This is a genomic window from Clostridium beijerinckii, assembly GCF_008705175.1.
GTDB lineage: Bacteria > Bacillota > Clostridia > Clostridiales > Clostridiaceae > Clostridium > Clostridium beijerinckii.
Window position 1 is genome coordinate 381,049 of sequence record NZ_CP043998.1, and the last position, 23,261, is coordinate 404,309.

At 30.2% G+C, this 23,261-nt stretch carries 19 protein-coding genes and 5 tRNA genes; 21 read left to right on the forward strand and 3 right to left on the reverse strand.

The window, feature by feature from the left end; all coding sequences use genetic code 11:
• Positions 1–17: 17 nt before the first annotated feature.
• From F3K33_RS01890 to F3K33_RS01910, 5 genes are all read left to right on the forward strand, one after another.
• On the forward strand, positions 18–833 hold the full coding sequence (locus F3K33_RS01890) for an SDR family oxidoreductase (protein ID WP_011967689.1): 816 nt from the start codon (positions 18–20) through the stop codon (positions 831–833).
• Between the two features lie 413 nt (positions 834–1,246).
• The gene (locus F3K33_RS01895) at positions 1,247–2,596 is read left to right on the forward strand and encodes a glucose-6-phosphate isomerase (protein ID WP_017209837.1); all 1,350 of its coding nucleotides are present in this window, start codon (positions 1,247–1,249) and stop codon (positions 2,594–2,596) included.
• Between the two features lie 7 nt (positions 2,597–2,603).
• Entirely contained in the window at positions 2,604–3,035 is a 432-nt protein-coding gene (locus F3K33_RS01900) for a YaiI/YqxD family protein (protein WP_017209838.1), read from the forward strand.
• 251 nt (positions 3,036–3,286) lie between these two features.
• Entirely contained in the window at positions 3,287–5,692 is a 2,406-nt protein-coding gene (locus tag F3K33_RS01905; RefSeq protein ID WP_023976015.1) for a triple tyrosine motif-containing protein, read from the forward strand.
• 46 nt (positions 5,693–5,738) lie between these two features.
• Positions 5,739–6,551: a lytic transglycosylase domain-containing protein gene (locus F3K33_RS01910; RefSeq protein WP_039771148.1), complete on the forward strand. Its 813-nt coding sequence runs from the start codon at positions 5,739–5,741 to the stop codon at positions 6,549–6,551.
• Positions 6,552–6,962: 411 nt separating this feature from the next.
• On the opposite strand, the gene F3K33_RS01915 is transcribed toward F3K33_RS01910, so the two are convergent.
• The gene (locus F3K33_RS01915) at positions 6,963–7,679 is read right to left on the reverse strand and encodes a pseudouridine synthase (protein WP_017209841.1); all 717 of its coding nucleotides are present in this window, start codon (positions 7,677–7,679) and stop codon (positions 6,963–6,965) included.
• Between the two features lie 216 nt (positions 7,680–7,895).
• Complete coding sequence (locus F3K33_RS01920) at positions 7,896–8,561, reverse strand: NAD(P)H-dependent oxidoreductase (RefSeq protein WP_023976013.1); 666 nt, start codon at positions 8,559–8,561, stop codon at positions 7,896–7,898.
• Positions 8,562–8,695: 134 nt separating this feature from the next.
• On the opposite strand from F3K33_RS01920, the gene F3K33_RS01925 reads away from it, so the two are divergent.
• The 8 genes from F3K33_RS01925 to F3K33_RS01960 all read left to right on the forward strand — a co-directional run bounded on the left by F3K33_RS01925 (position 8,696) and on the right by F3K33_RS01960 (position 18,200).
• Complete coding sequence (locus F3K33_RS01925; RefSeq protein WP_023976012.1) at positions 8,696–9,040, forward strand: winged helix-turn-helix transcriptional regulator; 345 nt, start codon at positions 8,696–8,698, stop codon at positions 9,038–9,040.
• A gap of 135 nt (positions 9,041–9,175) precedes the next feature.
• Positions 9,176–9,610, forward strand: a complete 435-nt coding sequence (locus tag F3K33_RS01930; RefSeq protein ID WP_039771143.1) for a MarR family winged helix-turn-helix transcriptional regulator — start codon at positions 9,176–9,178, stop codon at positions 9,608–9,610.
• Positions 9,611–9,674: 64 nt separating this feature from the next.
• Complete coding sequence (locus F3K33_RS01935; protein ID WP_011967698.1) at positions 9,675–9,896, forward strand: NifU family protein; 222 nt, start codon at positions 9,675–9,677, stop codon at positions 9,894–9,896.
• A 179-nt stretch (positions 9,897–10,075) separates the two neighbouring features.
• Positions 10,076–11,713 carry a methyl-accepting chemotaxis protein gene (locus tag F3K33_RS01940; RefSeq protein ID WP_039771140.1) on the forward strand — a complete coding sequence of 546 codons (1,638 nt, stop codon included), beginning with the start codon at positions 10,076–10,078 and terminating at the stop codon, positions 11,711–11,713.
• A 270-nt stretch (positions 11,714–11,983) separates the two neighbouring features.
• Positions 11,984–14,251 carry a DNA helicase PcrA gene (pcrA, locus tag F3K33_RS01945; RefSeq protein ID WP_023976010.1) on the forward strand — a complete coding sequence of 756 codons (2,268 nt, stop codon included), beginning with the start codon at positions 11,984–11,986 and terminating at the stop codon, positions 14,249–14,251.
• Between the two features lie 19 nt (positions 14,252–14,270).
• Positions 14,271–16,262: an NAD-dependent DNA ligase LigA gene (ligA, locus tag F3K33_RS01950; protein ID WP_039771137.1), complete on the forward strand. Its 1,992-nt coding sequence runs from the start codon at positions 14,271–14,273 to the stop codon at positions 16,260–16,262.
• A 3-nt stretch (positions 16,263–16,265) separates the two neighbouring features.
• On the forward strand, positions 16,266–16,538 hold the full coding sequence (locus F3K33_RS01955; RefSeq protein WP_017209848.1) for a hypothetical protein: 273 nt from the start codon (positions 16,266–16,268) through the stop codon (positions 16,536–16,538).
• A 165-nt stretch (positions 16,539–16,703) separates the two neighbouring features.
• Positions 16,704–18,200 (forward strand): ABC transporter substrate-binding protein, encoded by a 1,497-nt coding sequence (locus tag F3K33_RS01960; RefSeq protein WP_039771135.1) that lies wholly within the window; start codon positions 16,704–16,706, stop codon positions 18,198–18,200.
• Positions 18,201–18,340: 140 nt separating this feature from the next.
• On the opposite strand, the gene F3K33_RS01965 is transcribed toward F3K33_RS01960, so the two are convergent.
• Entirely contained in the window at positions 18,341–20,080 is a 1,740-nt protein-coding gene (locus tag F3K33_RS01965) for a hypothetical protein (protein ID WP_039771133.1), read from the reverse strand.
• 96 nt (positions 20,081–20,176) lie between these two features.
• Here F3K33_RS01965 and F3K33_RS01970 point away from each other — a divergent pair, with 96 nt between their 5' ends.
• The 8 genes from F3K33_RS01970 (at position 20,177) to F3K33_RS02005 (ending at position 23,229) form a co-directional block, all read left to right on the forward strand.
• Positions 20,177–21,151 (forward strand): AIR synthase family protein, encoded by a 975-nt coding sequence (locus tag F3K33_RS01970; RefSeq protein ID WP_023976007.1) that lies wholly within the window; start codon positions 20,177–20,179, stop codon positions 21,149–21,151.
• 216 nt (positions 21,152–21,367) lie between these two features.
• Positions 21,368–21,982: an XTP/dITP diphosphatase gene (locus F3K33_RS01975; protein WP_023976006.1), complete on the forward strand. Its 615-nt coding sequence runs from the start codon at positions 21,368–21,370 to the stop codon at positions 21,980–21,982.
• 76 nt (positions 21,983–22,058) lie between these two features.
• Positions 22,059–22,538: a metallophosphoesterase gene (locus F3K33_RS01980; RefSeq protein ID WP_017209853.1), complete on the forward strand. Its 480-nt coding sequence runs from the start codon at positions 22,059–22,061 to the stop codon at positions 22,536–22,538.
• Between the two features lie 125 nt (positions 22,539–22,663).
• Positions 22,664–22,739, forward strand: a tRNA-Pro gene (locus tag F3K33_RS01985).
• A gap of 17 nt (positions 22,740–22,756) precedes the next feature.
• Positions 22,757–22,830, forward strand: a tRNA-Gly gene (locus F3K33_RS01990).
• 150 nt (positions 22,831–22,980) lie between these two features.
• A tRNA-Arg gene (locus F3K33_RS01995) sits at positions 22,981–23,057 on the forward strand.
• Between the two features lie 6 nt (positions 23,058–23,063).
• Positions 23,064–23,139: transfer RNA gene (locus tag F3K33_RS02000), tRNA-Pro, on the forward strand.
• A 16-nt stretch (positions 23,140–23,155) separates the two neighbouring features.
• Positions 23,156–23,229, forward strand: a tRNA-Gly gene (locus F3K33_RS02005).
• Positions 23,230–23,261: the final 32 nt, after the last annotated feature.

Here is a 23,261-nt window from a genome sequence, read left to right on the forward strand (position 1 = left end):
AATCAGGAGGAATTTTTATGAAAAATACATGGCTTAATTTAGAAGGAAAAACAGCAATTGTAACAGGGGGAGCATCTGGTATTGGTAAGGCAGTTGCACAAGAGTTTTTAAATAATGGTGCAAATGTAGTTGTTTGTGATATGAATCCAAACAAACCTGAATTTGATGATCATAATGGACATATGGAATATATAGTTACTAATGTTGCAGATAGAGATAGCGTAGAAAAAATGATTGAGAAGGCTAAAGAGATTACTGGAACTATTGATATAATTGTAAATAATGCAGGTATTAATATTCCTAGATTACTAGTTGATAAAAAAGAACCAAAAGGAAAATTTGAGTTAGATGAAAATGTTTGGGATAAAGTTATGAATGTAAATGTAAAAGGTGTATTTCTATGTGCTCAAGTAGCTGCAAGAGAGATGGCAAGTCAAGGAAAAGGGGTTATTATAAATATGTCTTCTGAAAGCGGATTGGAAGGATCTGAGGGGCAAAGTGTTTATGCAGCAAGTAAGAATGCAGTAAATTCTTTGACTCGCTCATGGGCAAAGGAGCTGGGGAAATTAGGTATAAGAGTTATCGGAGTTGCGCCAGGGATTTTAGAAGCTACAGGACTCAGAACTTTAGAATATGAGACAGCGTTAGCTTATACTAGAGGAATTACTGTAGAAGAATTAAGAGCAGGATATAGTAAAACTTCAACAACTCCATTAGGAAGATCAGGAAAGCTTTCAGAAGTTGCAGATTTAGTTTGCTATTTAGCTAGTGATAGAGCAAGTTATATTCATGGAGTTACTTACAATATTGCTGGGGGAAAAACAAGAGGTTAAATAAAAACGATATTAGTACAGAATAAGTTTAATTATCTGGCCAATTAGCATAGAACAAAGTTAAAAAATTAACAAAGTTATCTAGATTTTAATAATTGAAAAATATATAATTTACATTTTATGAAGAGAAAACTTAGTTTTCTCTTTTAAAATTTTAAAAATGATTGATATTTAATAAACAATATGTTATGGCAAGCATTAAAAATAAGTTGATATCAATAAGGATAAGATGAATATTAATTCATACAATTAGAAAAAATAGAACCGAGTAAAGATTAAATAAGATTAATTTCAGGTTATTATTTGATATATTATTTGTAAAAAAGTTAAAAGCAAAGATGAGATATTGAGAATTTATGATATAATTGAATAATAAAATTATTTTTAGTTATATATGGAGGTAGGATAGAAGAATGAATAAAGGTATATCACTAGACTTATCAAAAGTTTCTCCTTATTTAGAAGAAGCAGAACTTGAAAATATGGAAAGCATGGTTAAAGCTGTTCATGAAGATTTACACAATAAAACAGGCGCAGGTAATGATTTTTTAGGTTGGGTAGACCTTCCTGTAAATTATGATAAAGAAGAATTTGCAAGAATTAAAAAGGCAGCAGAAAAGATTAAATCAGACTCTGATGTTTTAATAGTTATTGGAATAGGTGGATCATATCTTGGAGCTAGAGCAGCTATTGAAATGTTGACAAATAATTTCCATAATGTATTAGGAAGTGATAAGAGAAAAGTTCCACAAATATTTTTTGCTGGAAATAATATAAGTTCAACATATATGGCAGAACTTCTACAAGTAATTGAAGGAAAAGATGTAAGTTTAAATGTAATTTCAAAATCAGGTACAACTACAGAACCAGCAATTGCATTTAGAATTTTAAAATCATATTTAGAAAAGAAATATGGTGTAGAAGAAGCAAGAAAGAGAATATATGCAACAACTGATAAAGCTAGAGGTGCTTTAAAGACATTAGCTGATTCAGAAGGATATGAAACTTTTGTAGTTCCAGATGATGTTGGAGGAAGATTTACAGTATTAACAGCGGTTGGATTATTGCCTATAGCTGCGGCTGGAATCGATATTGATGAAATGATGAAAGGTGCTGCAGATGCAAGAACAGCTTATTCAGTACCATCAATTAAAGAAAATGACGCTTATAAATATGCAGCAGCTAGAAATGCTTTATATAATAAAGGAGCATCAATTGAAGTATTAGTAAATTACGAACCATCACTTCATTATTTCAACGAATGGTGGAAACAATTATACGGAGAATCAGAAGGTAAAGATCATAAAGGATTATTCCCAGCAGCAGTAGATTTTTCAACAGATCTTCACTCAATGGGTCAATATATCCAAGATGGAAGAAGAATAATGTTTGAAACAGTTGTAAATATTGAAAAACCAAAATATGAAATAAATATAGAAGAAGCTGATAATGACTTAGATGGATTAAATTTCTTAGCTGGAAAGACTATGGATTTCGTTAATAAGAAAGCATTTGAAGGAACACTATTAGCTCACAATGACGGTGGAGTTCCTAATATGGTATTAAGTGTACCAGAAATTTCAGCATATTATTTTGGATACATGGTTTATTTCTTTGAAAAGGCTTGTGGAATAAGTGGATATCTTTTAGCAATAAATCCATTTAATCAACCAGGTGTTGAAGCTTATAAAAAGAATATGTTTGCTTTACTAGGAAAGCCAGGATATGAAGATATGAAGGCTGAACTAGAAAAGAGACTTTAGTTTAATTATGAAGATTATTATTGATGGAGATGCCTGTCCAGGCATCTCCATTATTGAAAAAGCGGCAAAAGAACACAATATTCCAGTGATAATTTATTGTGATATTCATCATTTTATACAGAGCAATTATTCTGTAGTTAAAGTTGTTGATAGTGGATTTCAAAGTGTAGATATGTATGTAATGAATGAAACTAAAGAAGGTGACATAATTGTGTCTCAGGACTATGGTGTGGCTGCGATATGTCTATCTAAGAAAGCGAAAGTAATAAACCCTAAGGGATATATATATGATGAGAAAAACATAGATAGATTATTGGAAGAAAGACATATATCGCAGAAAATAAGAAGGAGTGGAGGAAAGACCTCTAACCCCAAAAAAAGAACTGACGAAGATAATATTAGACTGGAAAAAAACTTATTAAAACTTATAACTAGTTGATAATTTTAGAAGCTTAGATAAGAGCTTCTATTTTTATGCGGTAAAAAATTATAAATTTATATTTTGGATATTATTTTAAGTGTGACTGGAGGGTTTTGTTAAAAACAATCTTACTAATATATGAGTTTATATAAGCATTTATGATATAATCAAATAAAAAATAAACTGAAGTTATTTACAAAAAATGGTATAAATGTATAATATAATAATAAGGGTCATTTTGAGAATTGGTATGAGAGGAGTATGAATTTATGGAGGAACTTCAGTTAAAGTATGTTGAGATAGCTTTTGATAAGCAAACACCGCAAAAAATTGGCACGGAGATAAATATATCTGGTAAAATAGATGGGGAAATAGAAAACTTAGAATATAAATTTATTGTTGGCAAAGGTGGGGTTTGGAATACTATACAAGAATTTTCAGAAAAAAATTATTGCATATGGAAGCCTAAAAGAGAAGGGGAGTATATGGTTATGGTACAAGCCAGAGAGAGGGATGGAAAAAAACCTTTAGACTATTTAGCCAAAGAGGACTATTCTATAGTGACAGAGGAAGTGAGTAATACTGTGGATAAAGAGACTAGTATTCAATATGTTACTAATGATGAAGAAATTAAAAGCGCTTGCAATGATAAAGAAAGTAATTTGCTAGCGTCTGAAAAAGAAGATCCTATTTTATGCAATATTGAATTTAAAGAGGCAATGAATAGTATAGAAGACAATGTGGTGTTTCTTGAAGTTAAAGAAATTTCTAGAGCAGAAAAAGAAGTTGTAATATCAAATAGCTATGCTGGTGAAGAAATATCATCTTCTAATGATACCAAAGAAGTTGAAGATATAGTAGATAATACTCAATATAATGAAGAAGTTTTAAATAAAATATTAATTGAAAACAATGCTCAAATAGAACCGAGTTTTATAAAAGATATCCGTATAGATAAAGAGGAAATAAAAGTTGGAGAAAAATGTTGTGTTGAGGTAAAGACAGATGATGAGAATGTATATTTATATAGATATTATATAAAAAAGAATAATGAATGGGATATAATTAAGGATTATGATAAAAGTAATATTTTAAAATATACAGCAAACGAGTCTGGAAATAAAGAATTTTTAATTCAGTGTAAAAGAATGGATTCCACTGAAACCTTTGAAGACCATAGAATTATCACACTAAAAGTAAGAGAAATTGATAAAGTAGAAATAACCAATTTTAAATGTTTAAATAACTCATTAATAGCTGGAGAAAAGCTTGGTTTTATAGTAGAAACAAATATTGAAGAATCTGTTAGTAATGAAGATATCGTATTACTATATAAATTTTATAAAATATATAAAGATGGAAAATCAATTTGTATACAAGACTATTCAACCAAAAATAATGTGTATTATAAGGAAACAGAAGCGGGTAGCTACAGAATTTTATGTCTTGTAAAAAGTATATTTTCAAATAAAGAATATGATGATAGAGCTATTTTGGTATACGGTGTTAAACCATATAAAACGATTAAGATTAATAATTTTGTAGCCGATTCGAATTCTCCTAATATAAGTGGAAGTAGTATAAAGTTTGCTTCAGAAATAGAAGGTGGAAACAAAGTTATATATAGATATCAGGTTAATGGACCCATTAAAGAGGACACAGGCTTTATAGAAAAGAGTGAATTTGTATGGAAACCATCTGAAGCTGGAGAATATGACATTATACTTTATGTTAAGGATATTACTTATAAAGGTGAATATGAGGATTTAAAAAGAATTACATTTAATATAGAGAAAAAGAGTGAAAAGCCAGTAAAGATTTTAGATATTGTAGTTGATAAAGAAAAGAAGATTATTGTTGGGGAGCCAGTTGGTATAACGGTAAATGCTGAAGGTGGAGTAAAGCTCCAATATGCATTCACAATTAGAAAAGATGGAAGAAGGTTAGAGGGAGTAGATTATAATAAATCTAACTGGATAAATTTTATTCCTAACCAGGCAGGAGAGTATGAAGTAGAAATAAGACTTAAGGATAAGTACTCAGATAAATCTTATGATGCCCAAACAGTTATATATTTGAAGGCACTAGAATATCTACCGGGTGAAATAGATTATATAATATTACCTTATAAGGAAACACATTTGATTGGGGAAGCTGTGGAGTTTGAATGCATTGTTCAAAATACACAGAATACTTTATTGAAATATGAAACTAAAATTAATGGACATTCTATTGAGAAAACAGAGTTCTCAAAAAATAAAAGGTTGAGATTTATACCTAAAACTGCTGGTAAATACACTATAGAAGTTTATGCTAAGAATGTTAGATGTACTAGTGAGTATGATTCTAAGAAGCAGATAAACTTGTATGTAAGTGAGGCGTCTCCTGTAATAGAAACTAATATAATAGCAAATACGCTAGAGGGGCATGTAAATGAGGAACTTACATTTGAAGCTATAAGTAGAGGCGGGAAAAATGTTTGTTATGAATTTTATTTAATGGAGAATAATGAGTGGAGAAAGGTACAAGCATATAGTAGAAAGCATTATTATAGCTTTATGCCATTTACTCAAGGAAAATATAAGATTTTAGCTTTAGCCAAAAGTTATTATAAAAAAGTTAGTTACGAGGATTATGCTGAAGTAACATTTTATGTTAAAGGTTTAAAAGGATAACTCGAAAATAAACATAGGATAAATTTTAGAGAAAGGTTGTTTAAGTATGGCGATAGACGGTTTAGATAAAATGTCAAATGAGCAATTATTAGCAATGAATATGCTAAGCAATGGACAAGTAACAAATGATTCAGATTCTGATTCTAGCAATAGTACGAGTGGTGAAAAAGATTTAGCATTTCAGCTAGTTATGAAAAATCTTTTGGAATCATCAAAAAAATCTAAAGAAAATGGTAATGCTGAATCAAATGGGAATACAAAGGAAGTAAAAAGTGAAACAACCAACAGTGAGAAAGTAAATTCAAAAGAGAATATAAATTTAAATAATGCAGCTAGAGTAGGACAAACATATGTAACAGGACAAAACTTAGAGGAAATACCAATGGTTTTAACTAATAATTATATAGGTTTTACAAGAAATTCTGAATCTGCATTATCTAATAAAAGTGGAGCTGATATTAAGAAAATATATTCGGCTGTAGATGATGCAGCTAAAAAATATGGAGTAGATCCTAATCTAATATTAGCTGTAATTAAGCAGGAGTCTGATTTTGATCCTAATTCAACATCTGGTGTCGGAGCTACTGGATTAATGCAGATAATGCCAGAAAATTTTTCACATTTAGGGATAACTGATGGATATGATGTTGAGCAAAATGTTAGCGGTGGAACTAAGTTACTTAAAGAATATTTAGATAAATACAATGGAAGTTCAGAGTTGGCTCTTATGGCATACAATGGAGGGCCTGGAACTATGCAAAGAAGAGGCGTATCATCAGCTTCTGACTTATATAAAATGCCACAAGAAACTCAGAACTATGTTCCGAAGGTAATGGGGTACTATAGAAATGGAATCTAGGATGTTTTACATTCTAGATTTTTTAAGGAATAAAATAATTATAATCATATAAAAACTGCATCAAAAAAACCATCAGTAACATTTAGATGACTTTTTTCATGCAGTTTCTTTGCTGTTTGTTAATATTGTTAACAATATGTACATTTTTAAGTTAAATTTATTTTGTTATCGTATTCAAATGTTAGGTAAATGTTTTCAAAAGACCATAATAAAAAACGCAACCCTTGGGGCTAGGTTGCGCTTTAGCAATAAGCAATAAGCAATAAATAAAAAGGGGGCTATATATTCCTTTTATTTATCCTTGCAAGAATATTATAGGGTATTATTATTAATAATGCAAGTGATTTAATAAAAAATGTGAATATTTTTGAAAGAAATGAATTATTTTATTGCAAAATTATTTAATATTCGTTAATAGCTCTTTAAAAGGCTTAATTCTTCATCTGTTAATTCTCTATATTCGCCTTCTTCTAAATCTGGATCTAATAATAACCCACCGAACTCTTCTCGTTTAAGATAAGTTACCTTTTTCCCAACCGCTTCAAACATTCTTTTTACTTGGTGGAATTTACCTTCTTGAATTGTAAGTCTTATTTCGGATCCATCGTTATTGCTCGATAATATCTCAAGCTTAGCTTCTAAACATTTGTACCCATCATCTAAGGTAATTCCATCCTTAAAAGCTTTTATATCTTTTTCATCAACGCTTTTATCTATTTCAGCATAATATACTTTATCGACATGCCATTTAGGTGAAATCAATCTATGGTTTAATTCACCATCATTGGTTAATAACAATAATCCAACAGTATCTTTATCTAATCTACCAATAGGAAATGGGTCAAAAACCTGATGTTCTAGGTTTAATAAATCAATAACGGTTTCATCTCTATTATCATGGGTAGCTGATATAACTCCATCTGGTTTATTCATCATTAGATATATGTATTTACGATATAGTACCTCTTCACCATTAATTTTTATAACAGATTTTTCAGGATCAACAAGCATGGCGCTATCTTTTACTATTAGACCATCAACTTCTATAATTCCTTTTTTGGCAAAAGATTTAACATCTTTTCTGCTTCCGTATCCTAAATTAGAAATTATTTTATCTAATCTTTCCAAATTATTCACTCCAATCGTTTGTTTGCTTTAATTTATACATTGATTTATTGTACCATAATAATAAATATCTTAACACATGGATATATAACTTGTAATTTATCTACTTCATTTTTATTTTTAATAAAATTAGTAGGATTTATACAAATTATAATATTCATAAAAGAAAACCATGCATAAATGAAATTATTTCATATGCATGGTTTTCTTTCAATGGATTTATATCCACTGTACAATAGAATTTAATGGCTGTCTTGTTTTTTTATGTGGTTCTTTAGCGCGGTATCCAAAGCTAGCCATAACTGAAACACCAAAGTGTTCAGTATCTAAAATACCTTCATTCTTAAGAATTTTTTCAACTTTTTCAATATTAAATCCTTCAATTGGGCATGAATCAATTTGTAAGAAAGCTGCAACAGTTAGCATGTTTGCTAGAGCAATGTAAGTTTGTTTACTTGCCCAGTCAAAAATTGTACGGTCACTTTCAAGTAAATTGAAATCATTCTTCTCAAAGCTTTCAAAAGCCGATTTTCTTTGATTGGCTACATCTTCAGGAAGATTTTGAACTTCAGACATAATTTTAGTTATATATTCAGAATTATAAATTGTATCAACTTTTTTACGAGCAAGAAGAATTACAAAGTGACTAGCTCCATTAAAGCTATTCTGAGCTCCCCAAGATACAGGAAATAAATTTTCTTTAAGAGATTTATTTTGAATGACAAGGAACTTCCAAGGTTCAAAACCGAATGAACTTGGAGAAAGGCGCCCAGCTTCTAATATAGTATTAAAATCTTCTTCAGATACTGTTTTTGTGGGGTCGAATTGCTTACAAGCATGACGAAATTGAAATGCATCTATAATTTCTTTATTTTTGTTATTCATTTAAAAATCACCTCTTATCTAAGTATAAGTTAAGTCTAACACACTTGGATACTTCATTGAAGTACGCACAAATTTGATATATAATATAAATGAACTTACCTAAGTATCTATTTTATACTAAAGGAGCGAAAAGTATGCATGAACAAGTTATATATCCAGATTGTCCTAACCATCCATGCCCAGTAGAGACAACACTAAATATAATTAGTGGTAAGTGGAAGGGGATTATTTTATATCGTTTATTAGGTGGCAAGAAACGATTTAATGAATTAAAGAAATTGATTCCAAATGTTACACACAGAACATTAACACTTCAATTGCGTGAACTTGAAAGAGATAAAATATTAAAACGTACAGTTTATGCGGAAGTTCCTCCAAGAGTCGAATATGAGTTGACGGTTCTTGGCCAGTCTATGTCACCGATAATTAAATCTATGTATGATTGGGGGCTGAATTATCAATCGGAATTAAGGTCTTGAAAAAAGAAATTAGATATTTAATTAGCGTTTTAATGAGAATAAAAATTTAAATCTATAATAAAATAAAAAAAGCATTGACAAAAAAATATAAGGATTCTATAATTAATTCGTACCCGAACGAACGAGGTGGTAAAAATGAAAAACAAATGTATCGTTGGAAGAATGAGTATAATTGTTGAAGCATCCAACAAATTTTTGACAAAAAGAATAAAGGATGAGCGACTACCTATATTGCAAAATCACGCAGCACTATTTGATATATTACCTGAAGATGGTTCGAAGTTGCTTTTTAATGAAATAGCAAGCACATGGAAAATATCAAAATCATCTTTATCTGACATTATAAATAAGTATGAGAGTCAGGGGTTAATAAACAAGTGCATGTGTAGCGAAGATAAGAGAAGTGTATATATAAGTTTGACTCCTGAAGCTGTAGTTATAAAGCAAAAACTTCAAGTTATGGAAAGAGAATTTCTAGATATAATATTAAAAGATTTTGGTGAAGATGAAAAAAAGGTCTTTGAAGATAATATAGATAAAGCTCTTAAAAATATAATAAAAATGCTCTAAAGGCATTTTTTTAAAATAGATAATTCGTACGCGTACGAAGGATATAAGAGAAGGAGTGTAGAATATGAAAGAATTAATAATGAAATCACTAGATAAAATTAGACCAATGCTACAAAGAGACGGAGGAGACGTTGAATTAGTGGATGTGAGCAACGATGGAGTTGTAAGTGTAAAAATGCAAGGGGCTTGTGGAAATTGTCCAGGAGCAATGATGACAATAAAAATGATTATTGAGCAAAAATTAAAGGAAGAGGTTCCTGGAGTTACAGAAGTCATAGGAGTGTAAAACTAAAGAGTTTTATAAGTTAATGTAAATAAAATGTTTTTAAAGTTGGCACATACTTCGTACGCGAACGAAGTATGTGCTGAAAAGATTCGTTTCGGGTACTAAATGAAATATAAAAAACATATAGAAATTATAATTAAGATATTAAGGTAGATACTAAAATATTAGGGAGGGGTAATATGTTTAATTCAATAAGAAAAAGATTAATCTTTAATTTTGTTTTAATAGCAGCAATAATAACTTTAATTTGTATAACTTTCTTTTCATACCAAATGGTAAATGGAATACAAAACCAAATGAAAGCAGATGGAATAATTTTAGTTAATAATATAAAAGCAAATATAGAAAGTGTAGGAGTTACAAATACAGATAAAATACAGGGAATAATAGATCAAACATATAAATATTCAGATGGAGAATTATGCTACATAGGTGTAATATCAAGTGATAAAACTCTTGTTGCAGGAACATCGAAGGAATCAATTGGAGAGAAGATTGATTCAACAGGATTAGATGCAGTATTTAAAGGTGATACAGGAGCATATATGTACGAATGGAAGGGGACTCCTGCATATAATGTAACAGTTCCTGTCAAAGACGGAGATGATATAGGATACGCTCTTTCAATTGGAATTTCTGTTGATAACATGCAAAAGTCTATTAGAAGCACTATTATAAAAAGTATAATTTATGCAATAGTAGTATTGATATTAGCAGCTGTTGCAGGAGTATATATAGGAAAGTGGATTGCGAAACCTATAGAAATTATTAAGGATGTTATTGAAAAAGCAGGAAATGGAGATTTTACAGCAGAATATAAAATTACAGGTAAAGACGAAATAGGAAAATTAGCAGCTGCAAGTAGTAAAACTAGAAAGAGCATGAGGGAGCTTGTTAGAAAAACAAAAGTAATATCAGAAAGTTTGGCTAAACTATCAAAGGATATTGAAATTGGCGGCAGCACTGTAGCATCCTCTAGTGAAGAAATCGCAACTTCAGTAACTAGCGTATCTCAAGAAGGTATAAAGCAAGCAGAAGCGTTAGAAGATGCTGTTAGCTTATTAGAAAGTTTTTCAGTAGATTTAGATAATGTGGATAATAAATTGACATTATTAGCTGATGGTGGAAAGGTAATAAAAGAGGATACAAATAAGGGAGTAGAAACTATAAATAAGCTAGCGAACACTATCGATGATATGTTAAATTCATTTTCAGTATCAAGAGCAAAGGTTGAAAATTTAGATAGCACTATATCTCAGATTAATTCCATAGTTGATGTTATAAATGGAGTTGCAAAACAAACTAATCTTTTAGCATTAAATGCATCCATTGAGGCAGCAAGAGCAGGGGAGGCTGGAAAAGGATTTTCAGTAGTGGCAGAAGAAATACGAAAGCTTGCAGAAGAAGTATTAAATTCATCAAAAAGCATAACTCAATTAATAAATACAGTTATGAAAGAGACTCACGATGTTTCTAATACTACAGAAGTCGTAACTAAAATAGTAGAAGAAAGTAAAAGTGATATTAATACTGTAACAACCTCATTTAAAGGAGTTATTAGCAAGGTTAATAATATTCCTAGTGATATTAATATGGTTCATGTGGTACTTCAAGAAACTATGAAAGGAAGAAATAAGATCTTAAATACAGTTGAAAATATAGCTTCAAAATCGCAAGAAATATCAGCCCTTTCAGAAGAGGTTACAGCCGCTACAGAAGAGCAAGCAGCTATAACAAATGAATTTTCTATCACAGCAAAAAAACTAGTTAATATTTCATCGGTATTAGAAAAAGACATCTTAAACTTTAGAATATAGTTTCTTATATTGTTGAATTATAAAAGTTAGAGTGATTAATATGTGATGAGTAAAAGTATTAAATTACTAAGTAATGCGTGAGTAACACTTGATTAAAATATCAAGTGTTTTTTGTTCCTAAAAATTTATAATTTGGCTAAGTAGATATAGACTAACCGAGAATATAAGTTTAAATATAGGCAATTAAAATAATATTTTAGTTAGGTTAATGATTTAAACATAAGCACATATGGTATAATATTTAAGGATTGGGAAAGGAGGAATAAGTAAATGGATTTAAAATCATTACTTAATAAAGAACAATATGAAGGGGCAACTACAATTGATGGGCAGGTGCTTATTTTAGCTGGAGCTGGTTCAGGTAAAACAAGAGTTTTGACACATAGAATGGCACACATGATTGAAGATTTAGATATTGCACCTTATAGTATATTAGCTATTACTTTTACAAATAAGGCAGCAAAGGAAATGAAGGATAGAGTTAAGGCACTTATTGGTGAAAGAGCAGAAAATATGTGGATATCCACTTTCCATTCAACTTGTGTTAGGATACTAAGAAGAGAGATAGATAAGATAGGCTACAAGAGTAGCTTTACTATATACGATAGCTCAGATCAAAAGACATTAGTTAAAGAGTGCATGAAAACACTTAATATTAATGATAAAGATATAACAGAACAAGAGATAATGGGGAAGATAGGAAAAGCTAAAGATAGAATGCAAAGTGTTAGAAGCTTTATGTTAGAAAATGAAGCTAACTTTAGGGAAAAGAAAATTGCAGATGTTTATGAAATGTACCAAAAGAGATTAAAAGAAAACAACGCGTTGGATTTTGATGATTTAATTTTCAAAACAGTTGAGCTTTTCAAAAATAACCCTGAAGTATTGGAGTTTTACCAAAATAAATTTAAATATATAATGGTTGATGAGTATCAGGATACTAATGGCGCTCAATATGAGTTGGTTAAATTACTTGCTTCAAAATATAAGAACATATGTGTTGTTGGAGATGACGATCAGTGTATTTACCAGTGGAGAGGCGCGGATATTCAAAATATACTAGATTTTGAAAAAGATTATCCGGGAGCTAAAGTAATTAAGCTAGAACAAAATTATAGATCAAAAGGAAATATACTAAGCGCAGCTAATGTGGTAATTGTTAATAATGCAAATAGAAAAAGCAAAGTATTAAGGACTGAACAAGAACCAGGAAATAAAATCAAAATATATAGGGCCTATGCTGATAGTGATGAAGGAGATTTTGTTAGTAAACAAATCTTAGATATAAAGAATAAAGAAGATAAAAATTACAATGACTTTGCTATACTATACAGAACAAATGCTCAGTCGAGAATTTTTGAAGAAAGTTTTAGAAGGAAGGGAGTCCCTTATAAAATAGTAGGAGGCACAAGATTCTATGACAGAAAAGAGATAAAAGATGTATTAGCATATTTAAAAGTTATTGTTAATCCTCAAGATGATATTAGCATTAGAAGAATAATAAATGTACCTAAGAGGAGCATTGGTGATGCAACTGTTGCAAAGGTTCAAGAATTTGCAAGCAGCTTTGAGTTTGATTTATGGGACGCATTAGCTGAAGTAAGGAGTATTCCAACATTAACGTCAAGAAATGTTTCAACAATTGAACCTTTTGTTGCGCTCATGGAAAATTTCATGGAACTCAGTGAGACAGTCCCTGTTTCAGTACTTATTGAATCAATATTAAAAGATACTGGATATCTAAAACAATTACAGGAATCAAATGAAATTGAAGACAAGAGTAGAATTGAAAATTTAAAAGAGCTTGTTTCAGATGCAGCTGATTTTGAAAAGAACAATGAAGACAAATCGTTATCTGCTTATTTAGAGAGAGTTTCTCTAGTTCAGGATACGGATAAGATTGAAGAGGAAGATGATGCAGTAGTATTAATGACAATCCATAGTGCAAAGGGGTTGGAGTTCCCCGTTGTATTTATGGTTGGTATGGAAAATGGTATTTTTCCAGGGAATGCGTCATTTGAAAAAGAATCAGAGATGGAAGAGTCAAGAAGATTATGTTATGTTGGTATAACTAGAGCAAAACAGACATTGTTTATGACTTCGGCAGAGGTTAGGAGAGTATTTGGTAAAACAGTAGCATATCCTCAATCTGACTTTATTAATGAAATAAAGCCAGACTTAAAAGAATATGTTGGAGTTAAAAAGGAAAGTGCTAAAAGCAGGGAAAAGCTTATGCAAAGTAATTCCTACACTAATCCACACAGTTTAAGAAATAGTGTTACAGGCAATAGAGCATATACTCTTAATAATGGCGGTATTAATAATGTAATTGATAGAAGTACTATGAATGAAATGGCTAAAGAATATATATCTGTTAGTGAAGCAACCCTTGGAAGAAAAGTAATTCATGAAAAGTTTGGAAAAGGAACAATTGTGGCTATCCAGGATTCAGGTAACGATAAGAAATTAACGGTTGCGTTCGATAAACAAGGGGTTAAGTCATTATTATTATCTTTTGCAAAACTTAAAATGATTTAGTGGAGATTTGGAGGCCAATATGGATAAGATTGAAAGAATAAAAGAACTTGTTGAAAAGTTAAATAGATATTCATATGAATATTATTCTTTAGATAGTCCATCTGTAAGCGACAAGGACTATGATGAAAAATACTACGAACTTCAAGAACTAGAAAGAGAAACGGGATATGTACTTCCTTATTCGCCTACATTAAGAGTTGGGGATGTAGTGCTAGAAGGATTTAGGAAGTATACACATAAAGCAAGGCTTTGGAGCTTAGATAAAGCGCAAAGTTTGCAAGAAATTATAGATTGGCATAATAGAAATGTTAAGTTTGTAGAAGAGGCTCGGGGTAGAGGAGAAAATCTGCCTGATCTAAAGTATGTTGTTACAAAGAAATTCGATGGGTTAACAATTAACTTAACATATAATACTGAAGGTATACTTGAAATAGCTGCAACAAGAGGAACAGGAAGTGTTGGTGAAGAAGTTACAGCACAGGTCAAAACAATAAAATCAATTCCACTTAAAATTAATAGCAATGATATTTTAGAAGTTCATGGAGAAGCTATTATGACGCAAGAAGCGTTTAATAAATATAATGAGACTTCTGATACACCACTAAAGAACTTAAGAAATGGGGCTGCAGGTGCTTTAAGAAACTTAAATGTAAAGGAAACTGCACGAAGGAATCTTTCGGCTTTCTTTTATGATGTAGGCTATAAAGAAGGAACTCCATTTAAAACTTATATGGAAATGATGGAGTTTATAAAACAGCAAGGGCTCCCTGTTGATGATTATATAAGGGTATGTACGTCTATAGAAGAAATTGAGAAAGAGATAAATTATGTAAGAGATATTAGATTTGATTTAAATTATGATATAGATGGATTAGTAATTGCAATAGATGATATTAGAACAAGAGAATTAATAGGATATACAGTAAAGTTCCCTAAATGGGCGATTGCATTTAAATTTGAAGCCCAAGAAGCAACAACTAAACTTTTAGATGTTGAATGGAATGTTGGAAGAAGTGGTAGAGTTGGGCCAACAGCAATATTAGAGCCAGTGGAACTTGCAGGCGTTACTGTTAAAAGAGCGACTTTAAATAATATGGATGATATTGCGAGAAAAGGTGTTAGAATTGGTGCAGAAGTATTTGTGCGAAGAAGTAACGATGTTATACCAGAGATAATGGGGATAGTACCAGAATCTTTAGAAGGTTCAGAGGAAATAACAGTTCCAGAAGTTTGTCCTGCTTGTGGCAGTCATTTAGTGTTAAATGGGGCTCATTATTTTTGTGAAAACACGCTATCTTGTAAGCCTCAATTAGTTAAAACTATAGTTCATTATGCTTCAAGAGAAGCAATGAATATAGCTGGTTTTTCAGAAAGAACAGCGGAACAATTATTTGAAAAACTTAATATTAAATCTATTTCTGATTTGTATAAACTGAAAGAAGAGGATTTAATAGGATTAGAAAAGTTTGCAGCTAAGAAAGCACAAAATCTTCTGGAAGCTATCGAAAAAAGTAAAGATTGTGAGTTATACGCATTTATATATGCTTTAGGAATTCCAAATGTAGGAGTAAAGACTGCAAAAGATTTAGTTAGCAGATTTAAATCTATAGAAGGCTTGAAAAATGCAACCTTTGAAGAACTTGTTGGAGTTCAGGATGTCGGAGATATAGTTGCTCAAGGGGTTGTGTCTTTCTTTAAAGAGGAAAAGGTCTTACAAACAATTGAAGAATTATTAGCTTTAGGTGTTAGTCCTAAATATGAAGAAAAAGAAGTAATAGCAAGTGCTTTTGAAGGAAAGACTGTTGTTGCAACTGGTTCACTTAAGAATTATTCTAGAACTGAGATAAAAGATAAACTTGAAAGCTTAGGAGCAAAGGTTGCAGGAAGTGTTAGTAAAAAAACGGATTATGTAATAGCAGGGGAAGCTGCAGGATCCAAATTAACTAAAGCAGAGGAATTAGGAGTAAAGATCCTTTCAGAAGATGAGTTTGAAGAAATGCTAAGGAGGTAGAGTATGAAAAAATTAATAAATTTGCTTGAATTTATATCAGCTTTTATAACAAGCATCTTAATAATTTGTACTTTTTTGACAACATATCAATTTTATTATGTTGGCCAGATTTTTAATTCATACTTACCGATACAACTTGGAGTCTGTATCACTATGGCAATCTTAGCAATTAGGTTTCTTATTAACGAGACAGGAAAAAAGAGAATAGTATATTGTATCTTAAGTTTTTTAATATCAATATCTTTAATTTTCTTTATGATAAATTTAATTAAGTAATAAAATATTGATTAAAACGAACTTAGCAGCTGTTGATTTGCGGCAGAAGTTTTTAATTAAGAAACTGACTCGAAGTTATTTAAAAATATTTGAGTCAGTTTTTTGATTAGACAAAGTAAATTGTGGGAATAATTCTTAATATAAATTAAGGCAAAGGGTGTAATTATGAAAAGAATTTTTTTCTATGCAATTATGTTAAGTTTTATAATATTATTTTGTTTAGGGTTTGTGAACAAAGAAAGTAACAATTTATCTACTGATGATTCGCAAGAAACAATAAGTTATGGTATAAATGAGATTCCAGAAGACTTAGAAAAGGTTACTAATTTATCTAAACGCCATGAGGACATTATATGTGCAGTAAGCAAAGGGCTGGTTTCTAAAGATGTGGATAATAAAATAGTGCCATCTTTGGCAAGTGAAATTACAAAAAGCAAGGATGGCATTCAATATGAGTTTAAAATTAGAGATGATATTTTTTGGAGTGACGGAAGTAAAATAACTCCCAATGATATAGCTACTTTTTTTAAAGAGCTACTTAAAGAAGAAGATGAAGAAAATATACAAGCATTGCTTAATGTTTATGGAGCAAAAGAATTCAGAGATGGGAAAGTTGTATATGAAACTGGAGTTGCAATAAAAGGAAATGAGAATTCTGTTATCATTAGATTGAATAAAGCGGATGATAATTTCTTAAGTGAATTGACCAAACCACAGTATACACTAAGAAAATATTTAATAATGTGGCGTAATATGAAAAATAGTTATAGTACACTAATTTACTCTGGTGATTATAAGATTGATTCATTTAACAAAGATCAGGTTGTCTTAAAAAGAAATGAGAATAATAATAAAAGTGGTATAGATACTATTAAAATATTAAATGATGATAGTGTAGAAACATCTATGGCATCATATGAAGTCAAAGAAAGGGATATTGTAATAAATCCACCAGAAAGTGAACTTAATAAATTATCAGAGCAGAAAAAATTAATAACACTTCCAGAAACAAAAGGAACATATTTAGTCATTAACAGTAAAAGTAACTCTATTCCTCTTCAAGGAAGAAGAGATATTTATAATGATGTATGTAAAGCTACAGAATCGTATCAAAATTCAAATAATAAAGAATTTGAACTTGCAGAGGGAAGTTTTTTTAGGGAGGATAAACAGGACCTAACAAAATTGCAAGCAAGGAAAGTTATTAGCAATAAAGAAGGTGAATGGAACAAACCTAAGATATTAACATTACTATGTGAAGATACTGATGAGAATAGAATCTTATGTAGAACAATCGAAGACTGGTTTAAAAATAATACAAATATAACAATAAAATATAGTTTAGTAAAAGAAGAATTCGAAGATGAAGAATTGAAAAAAAGATACGATATGATTTTGGTTAATAATAATGCCAATTCATCTGACAAAACAGATTTTTATAATAACTTTAAAAAATATCTAACTGAAGACCAGAATAAATTGTTGGAAAAGTTATTAAGCACTAAGAATAGTGGAGATTATTCAAACTTAGAAGAAAATCTATTTGATAACTACGATATTCTTCCGTTGGTGTTTTATAATGAAAATATAGCAATTTCTGATAAGATATCAGATCTAAAATTAGATGGAAATGGTAATATAAATTTTGCTACAATCCAATAGGAATAGTCTTATGGCTAAGATTAATAATTGTCTAGAGCATATGTTTTCAATACAACGTATTATAACTATCCTTATATGTAAATCTTATATTTTGATTTACATATAAGGATAGTTTTTTGTAATATCCATATCTATGAATCTTAAAACTTTTTCTTACTGTGTGGATGTTGTGCTTTATTTTTCTTTAGTTTTTTATTTTTAGAAGAATGATTAATTTTAGTCGTACTATCATTGTTTAATGAAGCTATATTAGTATTTTTTTTGAAAGTATTAAAACTATTAAGTACAGGTTGTTTAAAGTTAACAGGGTCTTCTGATTTTGATAAGTTTAATTGTGTCTTTAAGTTACTTACATTACTCTCTGGACTAGATGTAGCTAATGGATTTTTAGAGTTATCTTCTTTTGTGTCAGTTGTTGAAGAATCAGTATTTGCGTCAACAGAGTTATCTAAATCAGAGAGTCTTTCTAATCCTAATGGTGGGATAAATTCCATAAAGTCTTCAACCATATCTTTAAGAAGGTAGATAATCATAAAAAAGTTAAACATATTTTTGCTACTATCAAAAGAAGTCCTCTTAGTATTTAATGAATCTTTTTTCTTTGAATAACTTAAGCTCTTAACAAATACAGGAGCTAAACCTGTGCTTTTAGGAGTAGGTAATACTGGCATTCTAAAATATATTTCATCTAACATATCATTAGAACGTAGGCTTAATTTCTTATATCGTTCTACCTCATCTAAGGTTGGAGCTTCAGGCCAGCTCGTTAAAAGTCCGCCGTTTACGAAGAATTTTCTATAAAGACCAGAAATAATAGGTCGTAGTTCTGAAATCCTGTCTTCTTGAAATGAATACATAAGTAAACATAAAAGATATAGATTAATTTCAATGCAAGAGTATTTACTATCTTTCTTATCAGACAATTTTATAAATATATTTTTATCTGTATCATATAAACTAATCAGTTTTTCAGTAATCTCTTTAGAGAATTCTTTAAAAGAAATTATTTCTGTATGTTTATAAGCTTCCATTAGACAGATAGAAAATAATGCACAATCATCTATAGAATCAATATAGTAATCTTTTTCTTGAAATTTAGAAATCAAAAAGTCACCCAAGTCTAAAATTAATTCTTTCGCATTTTGTGAACACGAATATTTATAATGAATATTTAGAGCGAGAAAAATTTGTATACATTCACTAAACGATAAATCATATAATACAGAATTATAAGTTTTAAACATATCTAGAATTTCGTTTGAAAATGCAGCATAATCTTTGCTAAGTTCATCACTATCATTATAATGTGAGTATAGTAAGTAAGCAGCCATCATAAAAGCTTGATCTGAAAATTTAAATTTATCATCTTTATCTATTAAAGAAAATCCCTTAGAATTTCCATCAGATATATTTTTTTTATCTACAAATAAGCCTTCATTATTTCGTAAGTTTTCAGAATAGAATTGTAACTGCTCTCTAGCAAGGAATTTAAATGGTTTCTCAAGAGATACTATATTTCTTTTTCCATCACTATAATGTGAATAATATTCGCTTAATTCAAGTAAACATAAAGTCATAAGAGCACTAGTAGAAGGGCTTATTTCCTTTTTAAAACTTGCCTCATCAAAACTAGGGCTGCTTTTACTATGAATAAATAACGGTGAAGCTTTTCTATATAAGCATAATAGTGGAGAAAAATTATTTAATATGCTAATATCTTCTATAGGAGATTTTTTTGAAGCTCTAGTTTGAGCTAAAATTCCGCATTTAGAGTTTAGAACCAAAGTCTTTATTGATTCTTTGGATAAGTAAAAAAGTTGACCACTAATTTCTTTTTGGGAAAGACTGTTCATCCTAAAAAATGGTCCTATATATCTCAATGTATAACACCTCTCATAAAATTCTCATCTTATTCATTAATATGAAATTTGTAAACAAAAAGTACATAAAATAAAAATAAAAGGAGATTTTTTATAATGAAGGAAGGAAAATTAGATTTCGAGGATTTGAGAAATATCATATTAAATAATAAAACAATTAAGAGAAAGGAGGTAAAAATTAGAAATGATGTTGGAGAAGATTGCTCTATTATTGATTTTGGAGAATATGAAGGAATATTTTCTACAGATCCGATAACAGGAGCAAGTGAGAATGTTGGGAAACTAGCAGTACATATTAATTGTAATGATATAGCATCAGCAGGTGGAGAGCCTATAGGTATTTTAGTTACAATATTGGCGCCAACATCATCAACATTACAAGAGATAAACGAAATCATGAAGGAAATTAATGAAGAAGCAGCTAAGATTAATGTAGAGATTATAGGAGGACATACAGAAGTAACAAGTGCAGTAAATAAGATGGTTATATCCGTAACAGTGATAGGAAAGAATTTAAAAGGTAAATCTGTAAAAACTGCAGGAGCGCAATTAGGAGATGACATAATAGTAACTAAAACATTAGGGTTAGAGGGCACATATATCTTAATAAATGACCATAAAGCAAGAATCGAGAAAATTTTATCAAAAGAAGAGATAGAATTTGGAAGTAATTTAATCAATAAGCTAAGTGTTCTTAGAGAAGGAAAAATAGGCGGAGAATTTGGCGTTAATTCAATGCATGATATAACAGAAGGAGGACTACTTGGAGGACTTTTTGAGGTTGCTATGGCATCAAATAAAGGCTTTAAAATATTTAAAGAGAAAATACCAATGTTGGATATAACTAAAAAGGTTTGCGAAGAATTCAAAATAGATCCACTTAGGCTCATATCATCTGGGAGTATGCTTATTACTACTAAAAATGGTGGAGGGCTTATAAAACTTCTAAATGAAAGTGGAATTGAGGCTAGTATAATAGGAAAGATATGTGAGAGTGGAGCATTATTAATAGATGATGATATTGAAATAGAGGTTGAAGCACCTAAAAGAGATGAATTATTTAATATATAGTAAGAATGCTAAAAGATTAATGTGTTTCAAGTAAATTAGTTGGAATCATATAAAGGTTATTTAGGAATATATAGTGTTAATTAGGTTACTTAAAAATGAAAAAGTGATAATATTATTAGTGATAGAAAAGCAAAAGAACCAGTGGGTTTAAAGCACTTTATAGAGTAATTATGAAATTTGAAATTTTTATTGTAAATGAGCAAAAGGAGATATAGAATGAAAAAATTAATATTAGCTAGTAATAATAAGAAAAAGATTAAAGAAATGAAAGAAATATTAAAAGAGATAGATATAGAAGTTAGATCATTGGAAGATGAGCGTATAAACATAGATGTAGTTGAAGATGGAAAAACATTTGAAGAGAATGCAAAAAAGAAAGCAAAGGAAATATATGAATATCTGTTGGAAAGAAAAGATAGTAATTTTATTGTATTAGCAGATGATTCGGGATTAGAAGTAAATTACTTAAATGGGGAGCCTGGAATTTATTCTGCTAGATATGCAGGGGAACATGGAAATGATTCAAAAAATAATGAAAAGCTTTTAAACAAGTTAAAAGGAGTTTTAAAAAGCAATAGAGGAGCTAAGTTTATTTGTCAATTAGCTATGTTTACAGATAAGGGGGAGTATTTTAAAGTTACAGGTGAAGTAGAAGGATATATTATAGAAGAACTACATGGAGATGGGGGATTTGGATATGATCCATTATTTTTCTACGAGCCATTAGATAAAACTTTTGCAGAGTTAACTTCAGAGGAGAAAAATGAAATAAGTCACAGAGGAAAGGCATTAAAGGAATTAAAAAAGGTAATTAATAAATTAATTTATTAGAAAGTTATTCCAGGTAAATAGGCTCTTTACTATATAAGAGTTAAATAAATAATAATGCAGGAGGAGAAATTAAATTATGTTAATTGCAGTTGTAAGTGATACACATAGGATGACTAAATATATTAATTTGGCTAAGAGGCTAATAAAGGATGCCGATATTTTGATACATTTAGGAGATAACATTGATGATGCAGAATTATTGGAAAATACTTTTAAAGGAAAAGTATATGCTGTTGCAGGTAATTGCGATTATTCAACTAAGTATCCAAAGGAATCTGTTATAGAAGTGAATGGAAAAAAGATATTTTTTACACATGGTGACCTATATGGGGTAAAGAGTTCTATGAATAATATCTATTATAGGGGAAGAGAATTAAATGCTGACATTGTGTTATTCGGTCATACACATCAGCAATTAGTAGAGAAAGAAGATGATATGATATTAATGAATCCAGGAAGTATATCATTACCTAAATTTAAAGGGAGATGTATAGGTTTTATAAACATCGATAATAATGGGGAAGTAGATGCATATTTAAAAGAAATTAGGGAATAATGATTAAATATTTAAATTTATTATGAAAAATTATAAAAAAGGTATTGACGAAACAGATTTGATATTGTAGAATAATCATTGTCGCTGAGAGATGAGTGACAAGTTGAAAAACTAGTTAAGATTCTCGGGGTGTGGCGCAGATGGGAGCGCGCGTGGTTTGGGACCATGAGGTCGCAGGTTCAATCCCTGTCACCCCGACCATTTAAAGATTAATATTTGCGGGTATCGTATATCGGTAATACTCCAGCCTTCCAAGCTGGAAAGGTGGGTTCGATTCCCACTACCCGCTCCATTAAAAATTATGATATTAATCAAAGTGGTTAAAAAAAGCCTTGACAAAGTTTGAAGGAACATGTAAAATAAAAAACGTTCCGAAGAAAAAGTTCTTGACAAGATTGCTTGAATAGAGTAAAATGAAAAAGTCTGAAAAGCAATTAAATATGCGTTTTTAGCTCAGCTGGATAGAGCAACGCCCTTCTAAGGCGTGGGCCAGGGGTTCGAATCCCTTAAAACGCACCATTAAATCGGGGTGTGGCGCAGATGGGAGCGCGCGTGGTTTGGGACCATGAGGTCGCAGGTTCAATCCCTGTCACCCCGACCATTTAAAAAATAAATATGCGGGTATCGTATATCGGTAATACTCCAGCCTTCCAAGCTGGAAAGGTGGGTTCGATTCCCACTACCCGCTCCATACAAATTTAATATTTGTAACATAATAAAAGA

Excerpts from the sequence above, each read along its gene's own strand:
- F3K33_RS01935 (WP_011967698.1), top strand. The coding sequence starts at position 9,675 with ATGAAAGAATTAATAATGAAATCACTAGATAAAATTAGACCAATGCTA.
- F3K33_RS01940 (WP_039771140.1), top strand. The coding sequence starts at position 10,076 with ATGTTTAATTCAATAAGAAAAAGATTAATCTTTAATTTTGTTTTAATA.
- ligA (WP_039771137.1), top strand. The coding sequence starts at position 14,271 with ATGGATAAGATTGAAAGAATAAAAGAACTTGTTGAAAAGTTAAATAGA.
- F3K33_RS01960 (WP_039771135.1), top strand. The coding sequence starts at position 16,704 with ATGAAAAGAATTTTTTTCTATGCAATTATGTTAAGTTTTATAATATTA.
- F3K33_RS01900 (WP_017209838.1), top strand. The coding sequence starts at position 2,604 with ATGAAGATTATTATTGATGGAGATGCCTGTCCAGGCATCTCCATTATT.
- F3K33_RS01975 (WP_023976006.1), top strand. The coding sequence starts at position 21,368 with ATGAAAAAATTAATATTAGCTAGTAATAATAAGAAAAAGATTAAAGAA.
- F3K33_RS01890 (WP_011967689.1), top strand. The coding sequence starts at position 18 with ATGAAAAATACATGGCTTAATTTAGAAGGAAAAACAGCAATTGTAACA.
- F3K33_RS01970 (WP_023976007.1), top strand. The coding sequence starts at position 20,177 with ATGAAGGAAGGAAAATTAGATTTCGAGGATTTGAGAAATATCATATTA.
- pcrA (WP_023976010.1), top strand. The coding sequence starts at position 11,984 with ATGGATTTAAAATCATTACTTAATAAAGAACAATATGAAGGGGCAACT.
- F3K33_RS01980 (WP_017209853.1), top strand. The coding sequence starts at position 22,059 with ATGTTAATTGCAGTTGTAAGTGATACACATAGGATGACTAAATATATT.
- F3K33_RS01930 (WP_039771143.1), top strand. The coding sequence starts at position 9,176 with ATGAAAAACAAATGTATCGTTGGAAGAATGAGTATAATTGTTGAAGCA.
- F3K33_RS01910 (WP_039771148.1), top strand. The coding sequence starts at position 5,739 with ATGGCGATAGACGGTTTAGATAAAATGTCAAATGAGCAATTATTAGCA.
- F3K33_RS01955 (WP_017209848.1), top strand. The coding sequence starts at position 16,266 with ATGAAAAAATTAATAAATTTGCTTGAATTTATATCAGCTTTTATAACA.
- F3K33_RS01920 (WP_023976013.1), bottom strand. The coding sequence starts at position 8,561 with ATGAATAACAAAAATAAAGAAATTATAGATGCATTTCAATTTCGTCAT.
- F3K33_RS01895 (WP_017209837.1), top strand. The coding sequence starts at position 1,247 with ATGAATAAAGGTATATCACTAGACTTATCAAAAGTTTCTCCTTATTTA.
- F3K33_RS01905 (WP_023976015.1), top strand. The coding sequence starts at position 3,287 with ATGGAGGAACTTCAGTTAAAGTATGTTGAGATAGCTTTTGATAAGCAA.
- F3K33_RS01925 (WP_023976012.1), top strand. The coding sequence starts at position 8,696 with ATGCATGAACAAGTTATATATCCAGATTGTCCTAACCATCCATGCCCA.